Raw genomic sequence first — 16460 nt, 5'->3', positions numbered from 1 at the left:
ACCATTATTTTGTCCTAGAACGTTACGATTCGGCAAAAATTTAGTCATATATCATGAAATCTTTTAAAATGTGAATATGCTCTGTGGGAATCAAGCAACTGCCCGCCTGATCGAAGTTTTTTCTGCGATTCAAGGAGAAGGGCTAAATGTTGGCACTCGTCAGATCTTTATCCGGTTTGCCCTATGTGATCTCAGATGTCATTTCTGTGACAGTTTCCATACCTGGACTGTCCCTCCTCAATGTCAGGTGGAACAGACTCCCGGTAAGCGTGATTTTGAAACTTATCCAAATCCAGTCCCCCTGCGATCGCTACTGAAATGGGTTAACAGACAAAATAAACATCGATTGCACGATAGCATTAGCCTGACTGGGGGTGAACCATTACTTCATACTCCTTTTCTGGTGGAATTTCTGCCTGAGCTACGACAGTTAACTGGATTGCCCATTTACCTAGAAACTGGCGGTCATCGTCCTCAAGAAATGGCAATGGTTTTGCCCTATTTGGACTCAGTGGGTATGGATATCAAGTTGCCCAGTGTGAGTGGAGAGAACAGATGGGCTGCTCACAAGGAATTTCTCAAGCTGTGCCACAATTCATCAGTGGAGGTATTTGTCAAGTTAATTATTGATTGCCACACTGACCCCACGGAGTTGGAACAATCTGCCGATTTGGTAGCAGCGGTTAGCCCGGAAATTCCAGTATTTCTGCAACCAGTGACTCCGGTGGAGGGGTCTGGGCAACCAATAGTTGCTCCTACTCCGGAGCAGGTTCTGGCTTGGCAGGCTTTAATGAAGCTTTTTCTTAAGCAGGTACGGGTGCTCCCTCAGACCCATAAAATGATCGGTCAGCTTTAGGGGTTTGTTGAAGGTTATTTGGTTAAAGGTTATTTGGTTAAAGGTTATTTGGTTAAAGGTTATTTGGTTGAAGGTTATTTGGTTGAAGGTTATTTGGTTGAAAATTCTTTGGTTGAAGGTTATTTGGTTGAAGGTTGTTCGCCTTTGGGGTTCCCTTTGGGTAGGTTGTTTGTCAGAATGCAGAATGTAGAATGAAGAATGCAGAATGTAGAATTCTAAATTCTTAATTCTTAATTCTTAATTCTAAAATGTTGTTCGCCTTTGGCGTTCCCTTTGGGTAGGTTATTTGGGTTGAAGGTTATTTGGTTGAAGGTGAACAAACAACAGTTAACAATCAACAGTTAACCATCAACCATCAACCATCAACCATCAACCAACAGTTAAGTCTTGCCTAGACATCACACTACATTGTTGTGCCTTCTCGCTTGGCTTGGGCTTGGGCTTTGGCTTTAGCAGCACTGCGTTTGAGAGCAGAGAGCCGGTCTTCGTATCTGCGCCGTAGACGACGACTAGGGGTAATTTCAATTAAGGTTTTCAAGGCACTGCCTAGACTCTTGTAGGCATTGGGTAGGGTATAGCCGAAGCGAGTGGCAAGTGCGATCGCTTTTTCGTCAGCTTCGATGGCATATTTGAGGTTTTTCTCCCCATTGTTTTTTTGATACAGTCGCCAACCTGAGACTCCGCATAGGGCTAAGGCCAACAGCAGCAGTAAGCCATCTTGTACCCACAGTTCCCCGACAGCACCCCCTAAACCAATGGCTAGGGCTGCCATTTCCCAGCCTTCTTTAGGAATTGTGTCATTTTGAATCCGGGCAACTTCATGCCAAAACAGGAGGTTACGCTGGTCAAGGGCGAGCTGCTCCCATTTAGTTAGGTCAATTTGAATTTCCACCTCGTCTGAACCCAGTTCTTCACAACGAACCAAGGGGGGATTGACTTCTGTGGACCCTTCCACCATCACCCAGCTTTGTAGCTCTGGTGGTAGTAACGTTTTTAGTCGTCGGAGTTCACTCATTTCTGCTCTAGCAGAAGAGGCTGCATAGGATGTCATTCATATCCTCCTAGAAAAAACTTTTTCAAATTGAGATGTGTTTGACCGGACACTATCTACCGATTCGATTTACCCAAGTTTAAGATGTTGTGTACTCGACGAGAGTGAACTTCGAGGAACCCAATCATCAGTAGTACGTCAAACTAATCCCGTCAGCCGTCAGCCGTCAGCCGTCAGGTTATTTTATTCAAAAGTACCGATCTAGTAGCGTGGCACAGGCTTCTAGCCTGTGACCCATTAGCTGATAGCTGATAGCTGATAGCTGATAGCTGATAGCTGATAGCTGATAGCTGATAGCTGATAGCTGATAGCTTACCTAATCCCTAAGGGTACTACTGGGCACTAAGCGCGATCGCATGGTCTTGCGTTTCTGTATTTAAATTTATAGTAGCGTTTCAGGGCTAGCAGCTCAAAAACCCGATTAACCCATCATAAATTCTCCCCATTAGCCGATCACCCTATCTTCAGATTCCTATAAAATTTTAGCTACCCTGTATCAGTCAATTTCCGGAATATATTGCAGCTGATCTGGAATAATTTTCAGCAAATCCTCTAATCATCCTGATATTCGGATATGACCAAGCCTTCCCAAAATCCTCCCCCTGAACCAAAGGGAAATCAAAGCCGGAGTGCTGTAGCCACTGTACTGCAATGGGGAAAACGCCCCTCTACTATTACCTTTGCCATGATCTCCCTGACCATTGGTCTGGTGGGATATTTTGGGGTTAGGATGTGGCTATACCAAAACTTACCTGGCTGGATTGAAACTGAACTGAGTAAGGTTATCCAGCGAGATGTACGGGTTGGACAACTGAAAGCCCTATACCTGACTAGCCTAGAGTTGGGAGCATCCTCTATCCCAGCTACCACCACTGACCCTGACCATGTGGCTATCAAAAAGATCAAAGTAGGTTTTAATCCCTTGCCTTTGCTTCTAAAACGCCCTTTGCCTGTCACCATTAACTTGGTACATGTGGATGTGTATGCCCAACAAGAGGCGAATGGGGAATGGATTAATTTAAAAGACTTGAATTTCGATAATTCCTTCTCTCCTCCGATTGATTTTGATGCTAAGGTGCGGGTTTGGAATGGTAAAATTGCCCTCTTACCCTATGGTCAGACTAATCCATTCAAAGTCAGACTTGATGCTACTGCTGGGTTATCCGACAACAATAAGCGTCTCAGGTATAACATCACAACGGCTATTGCTGAGGGTAAGACCAAACTGAAGGGAAACACATTGCTGACAACTGGGCAAACTCAAGCTAGGGTCAACGTCCAAAACTTGGCATTGGCGGAGCTGATGCCATTAATCAAAGCGGTTATTCCCAATATCCCAGCTAATCTCCAATCTGGTGAATTAGATGCCAAACTCAATATTTCCCTGCCTTCGGTGAAGGAAATCCCTGATGTTAAGGGTAAGGCGGAATTTAAAGGGATTCAGGTGCAAGTCAACCCGTTGAAGGAACCGGTGAAGGCTAGCGCTAGACTGCGCTTCCAGGGAGACCTGGTGCGCTTGGAAAAAACTCAGGGGAGTTATGGCGCACTTGAGGCGTTGGTATCTGGTGAAGTTGGTTGGAAAAAAGGGTTTGACCTGAATGTTGAGGTCACGCCCTTTAGCTTGGCGAAACTGCTGAAAACTGTTCCGGTGAAATCCCCAGTGCCAGTAGATGGGGAAATGGCAGCAGACTTATCGATTACCGGTCCGATTGACATGCCAGAGGTGACTGGCAAACTAAGGAATACTAAAGTGACCACTATCGACAAGGTTAAGTTGGCTCAGATTCAGGCTGACTTCGCTGGGAATTTTTCCCAAGTGGTCTTGACGGATTTCTTAGTAAGACCTGAGGCCGGTGGGAAAATTACTGGGCGTGGTCAAGTAAGACTGGCTAGTGACCAGCAAGGGGAAACTAAACCTCAGGGAATGCCCCTAGCGTTCGATTTTATCGCTGCCCTTCCGGTGGATGCGATTGCATCTCCCTATAAGCTGCCATCTCAGATTACCCTGGGCAAGCTTAACGCCCAAGCTACCATTAGAGGAAACACTCAAAACCCCCAAGGGAGTCTAATTTGGGAAGCACCAGCCCTATCCACTTCATCTTCAAAGGATATCGGGGTTTCTGGTGCTGGAGAACTCCTGTTGCTCAATCAGAATATTTTGCTGCGTAACACCCAGGTCAAGGTCGGTAAAGGGACAATTACTGCCACGGGTACAGGAAACCTTAAAACCAGTAAGTGGGAAGCTACTGTAGTGGCTAACGCTGTGCCTCTAGACCCCTTCTTACCCCTGTCGGGACAGTTGACCACAGGTAAAATCAACCTCTCTGGTAGTCTCAAATCCTTTTCTCCTAAATCTATTGAGGCAACCGGAGATATGCAGGTGGGGGTAGAAGGGGGTAAGGTTAAGGCTACAGGTCAGGTAAATCGAGGCATGGTGGAATTGGAGGCCAGAGCCTCTAAAATTCAACTGAATAAGGTAGTGCCCAAGTTAGGTTTACCGATTGGTTTAGATTCTGGCAAAATCAACCTTTCTGGTTCCCTGGAGTCTCTGCTCTCCTCTAGCTCAACTCCCAACCTCAATAGCCTGATGAATACTATTGATGGCAATTTTAATGGGTTGCTCGGGGTGGGTGGGGGTAAGGTGAATGCGACAGGTCAGTTAAATTCAGGGAATCTGGATGTTAATGCATTAGCTGGTCAAATTAAGCTCAATCCCTTAGTTCCCAAGTTGACCATACCAGTAGCGTTACAGTCAGGTCAACTTAATCTTTCCGTAACCCTGGCATCTCTGCTAGCCTCTGTCTTGAATCAGGACTTCAACAGCCTCAATACTATTAAGGCCAATTTTCAGGGAAACTTAGGGGTGGCTGATGGTCAAGTTAATGCGAAAGGCCAGTTAAATTCAGGAAATCTAGATGTCAATGCATTAGCTGGTCAAATTAAGCTCAATCCCTTAGTTCCTAATTTGACCATACCAGTAGCGCTACAGTCAGGTCAGCTTAATCTTTCCGGAAGCCTGGCATCTCTGCTCGCTTCTGGCTTGAATCAGGACTTCAACAGCCTCAATACTATTAAGGCCAATTTTCAGGGAAACTTAGGGGTGGCTGATGGTCAAGTTAAGGCGAAAGGCCAGTTAAATTCAGGAAATCTAGATGTTAATGCATTAGCTGGTCAAATTAACTTGAGTAATAGTATTCCTAATCTAACTCTACCGATAGCTCTCAAGTCAGGTAACGCTAAGCTTTCTAGTTCTTTAGAGTCTCTACTGGCTTTCGGCTCGTCATTTAACCTCGACCTACTCAAGCCAATTCAGGCTAGCTTTGATGGAAACCTAGGTGTAGGTGGTGGTGACGTTAATGCTATCGGTCAGTTAAGCTCTGGGGTGCTGACTGCGGATGCGATCGCAAACAGCCTGGATGTAGGGGAAATCGCATCCCAAATGGCGTTGGCTAACTTTCCAAGCTCTATCGACACCCAAATCGGGGGGAAAGTTAAGTTAAAGAGCCGACTTAACACCCTAGACCCCCCAACTATACTGAATCAGACTGACCTACAAGCAGACCTTAACGGAGTAATAGCCCAAGGGAAACTTAACCTAAATAGCACCCTCAGCAACGGTCTATGGCAAGCTGCCATCAATACTACTAATCTTGATTCCTCCTTACTGGTTAGTCAGTTATTACCGCAGCTGGGTAACCAAAAACTAGAGCTAGGACCGCTGAACAGTCAACTGAATTTATCCGGAAACCTCAATCCCTTGCTCAATCCTGGTGCTATTGCTACCATCAAAGCAAATACTTTATCGCTACAGTTGCCAAAACAATCCTTTAATGCTAAAGGAGTAATCCTACTGTCCCATCTCACCAAAACTAATCCTAGTCAGATGCCATGGGAGATGGGCACTGATCTAAACCTAGAGGTTGATTCTGATCTCAGTAGATTACCCTATAACCTGCTATTGAGTCGGTTACCTTTGGAGCAAATTTCCCCAGGGTATCAAATTCAGGTCAACGGTCAAGCTGACTTGAACGGTCGCATCCAAGGAAAAAATTTACTCTCAGCCCCCTTTCTACCTGGGAATTTGAATCTGACGGGGAATCTACAGCTATCGAATTTGAAGGTTAACGACTTAACCTTTGAGCCAGTGTTAGCTGGGCCAGTAACCGTTGCGCCAGGACAAGAATTAGCCATAGATTTACGAGGAAAGAAAGATGCGATCGCAACTCGCCTCCAACCCTGTACTAGAGAAGACTGTCTTGCTCCCTACCTGCCCGCATCCTTTACACTCCAACAGGGAAAAGGGTCAAAATTCCCGATTCTGATCACAGGAGTACGCCGGGGAGATAACTTAAGGGCTCAGATCAAGAATTTATCCCTAGCTATCCTTAATCTCACTCCTGGTTTAAACTATGGTATTCCCGGTAGATTAGAAGGTGACGTAACAGGGCAAGCAAACCTGAATCTTTTCACCCTAGAAACTTCTGGTCGTAATACTATCGACATTAAGCAACTTGCTGTAGGAGAAATCAACGCTAAACAAGTTAGTGCTAACTTCTCCTATCAAGATGACATTGCCCAGATCGCATCAGCTGCTTTAATCTTGGGTAACAGTCGATATTTATTCAAAAATGGTCGATTTAATCTCAAGTCTCAAGAAATAAACGGCAAGCTTACTATTCCAGAAGCCTATATTGAAGACATCCTGACTATTGTCAAACGTGTTGATATTATCGACATCGTCCAAAGATTCCAAACTACTAATTCCTCTACTACTAATTCCTCTAGTGATAACATTGGCAACAATAAATCTGGCAAAGCTGACCAATTACGACCATTCCCTACTATACCAGCAGGCTCCCTAGCTACTCTCCTACAACGGTTTGCTAAAATTAATGCCCAAGACGACGCTGTCGCTAACCAATTCGATCCTAATACACTCCTCACTAATTTTGATATTCGAGGTAAGTATACTGGGGAAATTGCTGTTGCTGGTATCTTGACTAATCCTAAAGTCAATTTTAATGTCGAGGGCAACAACTGGCAGTGGTATGCTAATTCCCCCAATCAAGTTATTGTGATCAACCAATTGGTTGCTAAAGGAAGTTACGACCAAGGTCTAATTACTGTGCAGCCAGCCCGAATGGAATTGGGCGAAACAGTCTTAGCATTTCAAGGAAAGCTTGCCCAAGAAACCAACTCAGGAGACTTCCTCCTCCAGAATTTATCTCTAGAGACCGTTAGCAACTTAGCAAGCAATTTTGTCACTATTCCCTTTGAGATTGCAGGTAACTTAAATGCCAAAGGCGAGCTGGGGGGTAGTCTCACCAATCCCGAAGTTACCAATGGCCAAGTCGCTGTTGTAGATGGCACTGTCAATGATACCTCTCTAGATGATATTGAGGTGACTTTCGACTATGTTGATTCTCGTCTTGACTTTGATACCAACAAACCAGATTATCTACAACTGTCTGGTAACGTCCCCTTTCCCCCCAAACCCAATAGCGATCGCATAGATATCAACCTCAAGCTGGCAACTCCAGCCATGGCACTCCTTAGTGTAGTGACTCAAGAACAAGTGGCATGGGTGAATGGAGAGGATAGAACAGCTGATATAGAACTGGATGTTAGTGGACGTTTGGAGTTAGCAGATAGTATCAAAATTAAAGACTTATCAGGAACATCTGAGGTTAATATCCAGAATGGTACTATCAAAACCAAGCTCCTGGAGGATGACTTTACTCTCAATGTTGTAGGCAAGGTTAAGTTAGATCAGCAACGCTTGGAAGTAGTAAACTATCCAGATAAAGAAGGTCAAAAAACTCTCGAAGGTGACCTAGCAGGGATTGGATTCTCCCTGTCTGGGAAATTGCCGATAGTGTCAAATAGGATAGCGTCGAATACAACAAATTACTCCAATCCCCTAACCCTGAAAATTCCTAAAGATAACCTAAAGTTAGCAGGGCTATATGAAGGGGGAGTAGCCGGTAATGTCGTGATTACTGGTTCAGCATTGCGTCCAGTTATTGGAGGAAACATTAACTTAGACAATGGGCAAGCTTTTATCCCCAAAATACAGGAAACCAAAACCCAAACAAGTGACGAAAAAACTGTTAAGAATAGGTCTAATCAGACTCCCTCATTAGTACGTAGTAGAATCAATAATCTGTTTGTGCCTAGGTTAAATAACTTTCAGGTAAATTTGGTAAATGAGTTAAGAGTCCAACAGTTTCCCCTATATGATTTTCGACTAGCTGGTGATTTAACCCTCAACGGTCCTATCAATGGCAATCTCCAAAACTTAAAAGGATTGGGAACAATTAAGCTAGGACGTGGGGAAGTTGATGTATTAGAAACCGAATTTGTTGCAGACAGGCGGTACAATAACACCATTGTATTTGTACCAGAACAGGGATTACTCAATCCCAATTTAGATCTTAAGTTTAACACCATAGCGTTTGAGCCTTCTGGTGCCTTACGTCAAAGACGGATTGATAACGAAATCCTTGAAAATGTCTTGCGTTCTTCTCGACCCGACCAAGTGAAGATAACCCTCGCCATCAAAGGTCAAACTAGTCAAATCCTTGCCCTAGGAGGAGAGAAAGATTATTGTGCTGATCAACAAATTGTTACTAGTGGACAAGATAGTGGACTAGCTAAACTTGGTTCAAAAACAACCATCTTGTCTCGGCAACAATTCCAACAGCTTGCTGAATGTGTTTATGGCGAAGCTATAGCTAATAGTGAAGACAAGGCGTTTCTATTTTCTCCCATTGTCACCTTAACCAGTACTCCTCCCCGGAGTGAAAGTGGAATTATCGCTCTGCTCGGTAACAGTTTTATTACCCAATTTGAAACTATCGCTAACAGCAACGAACGAGAAATAGCTGAGTTAGTGATTACTCAGTATGTTCTTCGACCAATTATCAAAGATATTTTATTTACTGTTGAAGAAAAAGTCAGTAATGTCGGGAGATCCATCGGTTTAGCTGATTTACAGGTTTACCCAACCTTCGATGCCGTTTATGATTTGGGCGAAACTTCCTCAGTTGAATTGAGTTACGACTACGTGTTTAATGAGGTACAAGTTAGATATAAATTGCAATTTTGATTAGCTAAGGGAGTCGGGAGTAGGGAGTAGGGAGTAGGGAGTAGGGAGTAGGGAGTAGGGAGTAGGGAGTAGGGAGTAGGGAGTAGGGAGTAGGGAGTAGGGAGTAGGGAGTCGAAAGATATCTTAACCTTTCCTTCGACTACTATAACAATCAATTTCAGTTCTGAAATAGTCAGCTATTATCACTGTTCCCTGTTCCCTGTTCCCTATTCCCTGCTCCCTACTCCCTGCTCCCTGCTCCCTTTCTTATACTATCTATTTTTAAAAAAACTACAGATAAGTTCCCCTGGACCATTGTGTTGAAATAGTACAACAGTTCTGTCTTTCTTAACTCTAATCCGATTGCGACAATTATATATTTCTATAGGAGTAGCAACGCCATTGACACTAACTGATGCTCGATATTCCCATAGATACTTAGCACTCCGCTTGATGCTAAGGATACAAATCCGGTTGTTATTCTTAGTGCGGCAGTAGGAGAAAGCAACAGCGGGAGGAGCAAAGGCAAAGGATAATGTTAGCAACAGCAATAAAGTAGTGATGTATTTTATCATTTTTGAAAGTTGTTATTGGAGAGAATCGGGAATCGGGAATCGGGAATCGGGAATCGGGAATCGGGAATCGGGAATAAAATTTAGATTTACCTGACTAGACTAGGAAACGCTAGATTATAGTTTCAAAGATAGATTGTTGCACAACTTGGAAAAAATATAAAGAGATCTAGGTTACGTAAATAAATTTTGATAATTGTTGTTCTCTGTTTCCTGCTCCGAAGCGGGTGCATATCATTAAAGCTGTTTGACCTGGTGGGTGGAACGGGCATCTTGCCCGTGGTGCGTTACGGTGCGGGCTGTTTCAACAAGGCGCGAAGAGGGGAAAAATTAAGGCTCGCCCGCCCCTAACGCACCCTACGAACTGATAGCTGATAGCTGATAACCTTCAACCATCTAACCTTCAACCAAATAACCTTCAACCATCTAACCTTCAACCAAATAACCTTCAACCATCTAACCTTCAACCATCTAACCTTCAACCATCTAACCTTCAACCATCTAACCTTCAACCTCATAACCTTAAACCTGCTAACCAAAAAAAAGTAGCCGCAGAACTATGTTCCACGGCTACGAATTGTTACTTATGTCTCAACTTTGTAAACCCATCCGGACGTGATCCGATGTGATTGGCCTTTGGCCAGGGGGCAAAGCCCCCTGAAATTTAAGCCCTTAACCCAGAGTTAAGTATTTCGTCATTACCGTGATGAATTCCCCAGGAATCTCAGTTGCCTGAAGGGGGCTCCATTCGTCAATTTGGGCGTAACCCCGTGCATAAAGGGTATACATGGTGTTGTTTATTGCCTGGCGAGAGCCTTTCAAAATGTGCTTAATGGGGTATTTTTTGCGGAAAGGTTCCTGAGGAGTATTACTAGGAGTGATATCCTCAGGATTGTTTTCTGGATTAGGGCGAAAATTGTCAGACATAGTTAACAATTCGTTGTTAAGTTTATAAATATAATCATAACGATAATAGTTAAATTTGTCAAGGGGTTTTATAATTTTTTTTCGGAGGGGTAATTGAAATAAAATGTACGGTTATGGAATGGGATATTGTTTTTTAAGGGAGTAGGGAATCGGGAATCGGGAATCGGGAATCGGGAATCGTGAACAAATTACAGAATCAAAATGTTAGCGTGCGCGTGGCATTTTTTTCAGAGAATCGAATTTCTTGGTTCTTCAGTACCTGCTATGCTAAATTTCAGGTAAAAAAAACAGAAAACTTACTCTACAAGCGATGCAGCGCGGTCTTGGGGAGCCAGTGCGGTCTTGGGGAGGCAGCGCGGTCTTGGGGGTTTCCCCCATGAGCGACTGCCGTGGTCTCCCCCATGAGAAACTGGCGTGGTTTCCCCCACTCGCGCTTTGCATCAAGACAGGATTCTGAGGCTATTTACTTAACAAGTATTTCTAAATACTGCCTCTTTCCACTGCTCCCTGCTCCCTGCTCCCTTCGTCAAATTGTTAAGTTAAAATAACAAGTACGGAAGAGCTAAAAAAAATCATTTCATTAAACAAGAAAGCCAAATTTGGACTCAGTTACAACAGTTAGGGTTAAAGCCAGGAATAGCTTTTTATCTTCGTTCGCGTTTGGCCTACGGCCACGCGGGGCTCGTTCGCGCAGCGGAGGCCTACGGCCTAAAGCGTCGCCTACGGCGAGGTATAAAAATTACTAAAACCAAACAAGTAGTAGGATTTGATTTGGCAACTAAAGAACTATGACTCTGATTCAGTCTACCTTCTAGCTTCCTTGTCACCCCATCAGCATTATTTTTTTGACCACAAGTCGCTCTAATTGCCAATCCATAAGGCTTCTGGCTTGGTTGTCACCCCGTCAGGCTGCTTTAAGGCAGGATGCAGAAGGCAGAAGGCACGTAATACCGTAGTTGCAACTATTGTTAATAATTCCAGTGATTTTACAAATGATTTAAGATTACTATATGTTACAAGTTGGCTCTTCCGGCTTTGCGGTGATAAGACAAGCTTATGTCAGGTAATTCCGCCAGTTCCAGCCACGTTGATTTTCGATTTTGTGCCTTTTAATACGTTTTAAACCACAGATCCGGAAGAGCCTACAAGTTTTGTCCCTTGATAGCTATAAAGGATACTGTTTTGATACTTTTGTCAAGTACCTTTTTTACTAAATTAGATGAGCTTACCCTGGTAAAATTTAGTCATAAGCTTATTGATTGTAAACAATAATTAATGAAAATTAATCCTAATGAATAGGAGTGTTTTATACGAAAAATGAGAGCTATATCCCTTGTCATGTCTGCTTTCTAACTATTTTCGTACAAAAAAACAAAAAAAGTGTTGACTTTCTCAAATAATAACGATAAGATACCAAAAGTTATTAAGCAGCCTATCTATATATAGCGTTCGTCATAGCTATGAGGTACACATTTTTTTTGCCCTCTTCCCTTATCCTGGCTCCCGGCTCCCCGCTCCCGGCTCCCCGCTCCCCGCTCCCGGCTCCCTAGAACCCAGAGAGTTGTACCTCATGGGTATAAGACTTGCTATAGTATGCTAGTCTACTCTCAAAACACACAGATGAGATCCATCACAACAAAGCTCAAACTTAATAACAAACAGAAAAAGATGATGGCTCAACACGCAGGAGCAGATGGTGTTTTAACTGGAGTTTAAATTTATGGAATATCGAGATTTAAACCCAATTATAAGGAGCAAAAAATACGGTGGGCTTGACTTTATCACGAGTATAGTAATTTACCTGGAGACCCCCATTCCCCCAATCCAGAATTACTGGAAGAGGGAATATTGGGTAAGTTGCGAGGTCTCTGGCACGCCCATGTAGGCTGGTTAACCAACCACGAGTATCCCAACCCATACAAAAGACTTTTGTTCGGTTGAATTTCTTGCTATTTAACGGGTTGAGCGCATTTGAGCTACTAATTGCCTATAACCAGTCCAGAATAGCCAATTTTTTATTTTGATAAGATTGTGAGGTAAAACATTATGATTGAAGTATGTATAATCGGTTTTGGATTTAGTGCGTTGCCATTGATTAGAGAATTACAGCGCACCGGAACAGAGTTTCAAATCATTTCCGAGGACGGTAATAGTGTCTGGGATAGTCTGAGTAAAAGTAACCGTTTGGATTTTGACTTAGTATCCAGCTATTTGACTAGCTTTTATTCATTTGATTTGGTAAAGGATTTTGTAGAAGATTATTATCCTACATCAAAGCAATTTTATGAAATGCACCAGAAATGGCGAAAGGTATATGAGAACGAAATAATAAGAGATCGGGTGACGAGAATAGATAATTTCAAAGACCATAGTGTAATTTTTACAAAATCTGGAAAAACACTGAAAGCCAAACACGTCATCTGCTCCACAGGGTTTAGTCGTGCTATACACAGCCAGATTAATGATATTGATTACAGTGTATCGAACAAAACTTTTGTGTTTGATACGATGGGAGACTCGGCTAATCTAATCATCGCAAAATTGATACCCAATAACAACAAAATTATCATTAGAACAAATGGGTTTAATGCCCGAGATAAAGTAGTGGCAGGACCGGGAACAATATATACCTTAGATCAGCTAGAAGCTCATAATTTTAGGTATATGTCCCATGAGCATTACGGATCTGTAATCTACGGTACGCCTATAGGTTCAAAGAAACCAATTCTAATGGGAGATCAATTTCCTCTGACTGTGCGTGACGATAGTTATATTACAAGTAAGTCACGCCCTGCCAGCGGTACAATTGCGATTAAATACTGGCCTATAGATCAATATGCGGATAAATTTGGTAATAACCTTGAAGAGTCTATTTCTCAAGGTTACCTATTGAATGATATCGCCATGTGGTTGCATACAGGTAAGGTTATTGTTGTACCCAAAGATACCGAAATTAATTTTGAAAAGAAAACCATAACTTACGCAGGCATTGAAAGAACTTTCCATCAGTATATAAAAGGGGATACAGAACAACCCAGGTTACCAGAAATTATGATTGATGGAAATACTTCCTATAACTATCATTACAGAGATAATTTTATGGGTGTAATTCCCCAGACACTGAATAATGTATACTTGATTGGGTATACACGTCCTTATACAGGTGGTCTGGCAAATATAATTGAAATGCAAGGGTTGTTCGTTCATAAAATGATAACTCAATCAGAATTTCATCAGAAGATAAATCATAACCTGGACGAGCGTATTGTCGCCTACAATAATCATTATTATGGCACAACTAAACCTCGCCGCGCAGATCACCTGGTATATTTTGGATTTTATACAGATGATATAGCAAGATTAATCGGAATTGATTATAAACCTAGTAAAGTTAGCTCAATAAAAGATCTGGTATTTTATTATGCCTTTCCTAATAACGCATTGAAATATCGACTGAAAGGGGAATATGCTGTTGACGGGGTTGAAGACCTGATCGAAAAAATTAATAAAAAATATGGTAATTTTATTGGTATATTTGTATATTTCTGGAAAACGCTCATGATGGATTCAGTTGAGTTGACTGAAGCGCTAGAACAATTATTTAGTCGCAACTATTTCAATGATATGAGGTATAAGGAACCATATAAAAAATTCCTGGACAATTATATTGAAGTCTATCGTCACCTTAAAAATGCAAAAGTTGATGAAACGGATGATGAACAGTGGAGTGTTATGGTCAAAAAGGCTAGTGAAACGAGAGATAGAGTTGTTCAAAAACTCAAAGAATCAGGCGATTATAAAGTTGAGGAAGATTTAGAGTTTTTTGATATTCAGTTTGAAAATATAATTTTAATAAAATCTTTAATGAATTCTGAGAAAAAATCAGTTAATGATAGCCAATTAAAAATCGATTCTGAAAAAGTTGAGGCTAAAGATTTAGGATTTTTATTATCTTTGACTAAGCCCAAAGAGTATGAATTGCTTTATTTGAAGCCCTAGAAGATTTTGTAAAGTAGTTAGACAAAAATAATTACACATCGCTATCTCCACAGAAAAGACTTGTGTGCTGGTAGCAGAAGCTGAAAAAATGATGAATATTGAACCAAGAGCAATAATAGGAATGGGGTGTCGTTTGCCCGGAGTTAAAAATCCAGAAGCCTTCTGGAAACTACTATGCAATGGTATCGATGCCATTTACAGAAGTGCTAGCTTCTCGGTGGGATAACGAATTATTTTACCACCCTGACATCTCTAACCCAGGGAAAACTAACAGTTGGTGGGGTAATTTTCTGAAGCAGGTAGACGAATTTGATCCACACTTTTTTGGAATTTATTCCCGAGAAACCCAAACCATGGATCCCCACGTCTCTTGCTAGAACTAGCTTGGGAGGCTTTAGAAGACGTCCGGACAACCACCAGAAGAATTAGCAGGTATACCCACAGGGGTATTCATGGGAGTATCCAGCTTTGACTACTACGAACTCATCTATGAAATAAGGTAATTTATGTTAAAGCACTGGTTACTAGAGAGGTTGGCTGATTTCAATAATCGTACAGCTATTATTTTTGAAGATAGTCCAATTAGTTACAGTCAGTTACTAGAAATTCAAAAGTCATGGCAGAGCTTTATTGAAAAAGCAAAGGTGTCAGCTGGTCAGGTTGTCGCTATTGATGCTGACTATAGTCCTGATAGCATAGCATTATTACTAGCGCTAATTGCTAACAAAAATATTATTGTGCCTCTTTCCCCTTCAATTAAACAGCAAAAAGACTATTTTATGGAGATAGCTAAAGTTGATTACATAATCAGACCCAATGTTGGTAAGGAGGTGATTCAACCTTTTATTGTATCATCAGAAAGTTATGATATTTACGATAAACTTAGACATAACGATGCGCCTGGTTTAGTTCTATTTAGTTCCGGTTCAACAGGTAAAAGTAAAGGAATTGTTTTAAATTTTAATAGACTATTGGATAAATTCCTCAAACAACGCAAGGCAATGAGCACTATATGTTTTCTCATGTTTGACCATATAGGAGGTATTAATACATTGCTCAGTACAATGGCCAACGGAGGTACCCTTGTTCCGGTTACTGATCGCTTTCCTGAATCGGTTTGTAGTCTTATTGAAAAATATCAATTGCAACTCTTACCTACCTCTCCAACATTTTTAAATATGTTACTGATATCAAGAGCCTATGAAAAATATAATCTCAGTTCCTTATCGCTAATTACATACGGTACTGAACCTATGCCGAATTCAACCCTAAAAGAGTTACATAAGCATTTACCCAAATGTCGCTTGAAACAGACCTATGGTTTATCTGAGTTAGGGATTTTGAGTACCCAGTCCCAAAACAATGACTCATTATGGATGAAAATGGGTGGTGATGGTTATCAACTGAAAGTTGTTGATGGTGTCCTATGGATTAAATCAGAAAGCGCGATGTTAGGTTATTTGAATGCCCCTTCACCATTTGATGAAGAAGGATGGATGAATACTCGTGACAAAGTAGAGGTTGATGGAGAATATTTTAAAATTTTGGGCAGAGAAACCGACATCATTAATGTCGGAGGGGAAAAAGTTTATGCGCCTGAAATTGAAAGTGTGATTCTGGAAATACCAAACATTAAAGATGTTGCTGTTTCTGGGAAAAGAAACCCATTAACAGGTCAAGTAGTTTATGCAAAGGTAGCTGTCATCGAGGAAGAAGACATTAAAAGCCTCCGTCGTAAAATCAAAAAACATTGCCAAACACGTTTAGCTGCATACAAAGTACCGGCTTATATTGAGCTTTGCAATACCACTTTTCATAGTGCTCGTTTCAAAAAACAAAAAAAAACGGCGGGAGAAAGTTAGCCAGCCTATTTTAACGACTAGTTGAATAGGGACACGCGGGTTTTAACCCGGCATTACTTTCTGGTTTGGTTTTCCATTGCGTAAGTCCTGATTGATTTAAAGATGT

The 16460-nt window shown here is 41.8% G+C and carries 11 protein-coding genes; 7 read left to right on the top strand and 4 right to left on the bottom strand.

Going from position 1 to position 16460, the window contains the following annotated elements; all coding sequences use genetic code 11:
• The first annotated feature begins 76 nt into the window (after positions 1-76).
• Complete coding sequence (locus F6K46_RS12295) at positions 77-856, top strand: 7-carboxy-7-deazaguanine synthase QueE (RefSeq protein WP_075900492.1); 780 nt, start codon at positions 77-79, stop codon at positions 854-856.
• A 403-nt stretch (positions 857-1259) separates the two neighbouring features.
• Here the strand turns inward: F6K46_RS12295 and F6K46_RS12290 are convergent, their stop codons facing one another.
• Positions 1260-1907, bottom strand: a complete 648-nt coding sequence (locus F6K46_RS12290; RefSeq protein WP_293025904.1) for a DUF3318 domain-containing protein — start codon at positions 1905-1907, stop codon at positions 1260-1262.
• Between the two features lie 574 nt (positions 1908-2481).
• On the opposite strand from F6K46_RS12290, the gene F6K46_RS12285 reads away from it, so the two are divergent.
• Positions 2482-9015, top strand: a complete 6534-nt coding sequence (locus tag F6K46_RS12285) for a translocation/assembly module TamB domain-containing protein (protein WP_293058649.1) — start codon at positions 2482-2484, stop codon at positions 9013-9015.
• Here F6K46_RS12285 and F6K46_RS12280 read toward each other — a convergent pair.
• From F6K46_RS12280 to F6K46_RS12270, 3 genes are all read right to left on the bottom strand, one after another.
• Positions 8970-9170: a hypothetical protein gene (locus tag F6K46_RS12280; RefSeq protein WP_293058646.1), complete on the bottom strand. Its 201-nt coding sequence runs from the start codon at positions 9168-9170 to the stop codon at positions 8970-8972. The two genes, F6K46_RS12285 and F6K46_RS12280, sit on opposite strands and share 46 nt — an antisense overlap.
• A 96-nt stretch (positions 9171-9266) precedes the next feature.
• On the bottom strand, positions 9267-9569 hold the full coding sequence (locus F6K46_RS12275; RefSeq protein ID WP_293058643.1) for a hypothetical protein: 303 nt from the start codon (positions 9567-9569) through the stop codon (positions 9267-9269).
• Positions 9570-10238: 669 nt separating this feature from the next.
• Complete coding sequence (locus tag F6K46_RS12270; RefSeq protein ID WP_075900466.1) at positions 10239-10493, bottom strand: hypothetical protein; 255 nt, start codon at positions 10491-10493, stop codon at positions 10239-10241.
• 310 nt (positions 10494-10803) lie between these two features.
• Between F6K46_RS12270 and F6K46_RS12265 the strand changes: the two genes are divergently transcribed.
• The 5 genes from F6K46_RS12265 to F6K46_RS12245 all read left to right on the top strand — a co-directional run bounded on the left by F6K46_RS12265 (position 10804) and on the right by F6K46_RS12245 (position 16354).
• Positions 10804-10950 (top strand): hypothetical protein, encoded by a 147-nt coding sequence (locus F6K46_RS12265; RefSeq protein WP_158069621.1) that lies wholly within the window; start codon positions 10804-10806, stop codon positions 10948-10950.
• Between the two features lie 1589 nt (positions 10951-12539).
• A complete protein-coding gene (locus F6K46_RS12260; RefSeq protein WP_293058632.1) occupies positions 12540-14492 on the top strand; it encodes a hypothetical protein in 1953 nt (650 codons plus the stop codon).
• Positions 14493-14580: 88 nt separating this feature from the next.
• Positions 14581-14718, top strand: coding sequence for a beta-ketoacyl synthase N-terminal-like domain-containing protein (locus F6K46_RS12255; protein WP_366510716.1), 138 nt, complete (start codon positions 14581-14583; stop codon positions 14716-14718).
• Entirely contained in the window at positions 14672-14869 is a 198-nt protein-coding gene (locus F6K46_RS12250; protein WP_293058627.1) for a beta-ketoacyl synthase N-terminal-like domain-containing protein, read from the top strand. Before F6K46_RS12255 ends, F6K46_RS12250 begins: the two co-directional genes overlap by 47 nt.
• Before the next feature lie 129 nt (positions 14870-14998).
• Positions 14999-16354 carry a long-chain fatty acid--CoA ligase gene (locus tag F6K46_RS12245; protein WP_293058624.1) on the top strand — a complete coding sequence of 452 codons (1356 nt, stop codon included), beginning with the start codon at positions 14999-15001 and terminating at the stop codon, positions 16352-16354.
• Positions 16355-16460: the final 106 nt, after the last annotated feature.

It is taken from the genome of Moorena sp. SIO3E8, assembly GCF_010692445.1.
Lineage (GTDB): Bacteria > Cyanobacteriota > Cyanobacteriia > Cyanobacteriales > Coleofasciculaceae > Moorena > Moorena bouillonii.
This window is presented reverse-complemented; position numbering and strand designations above follow the sequence as displayed.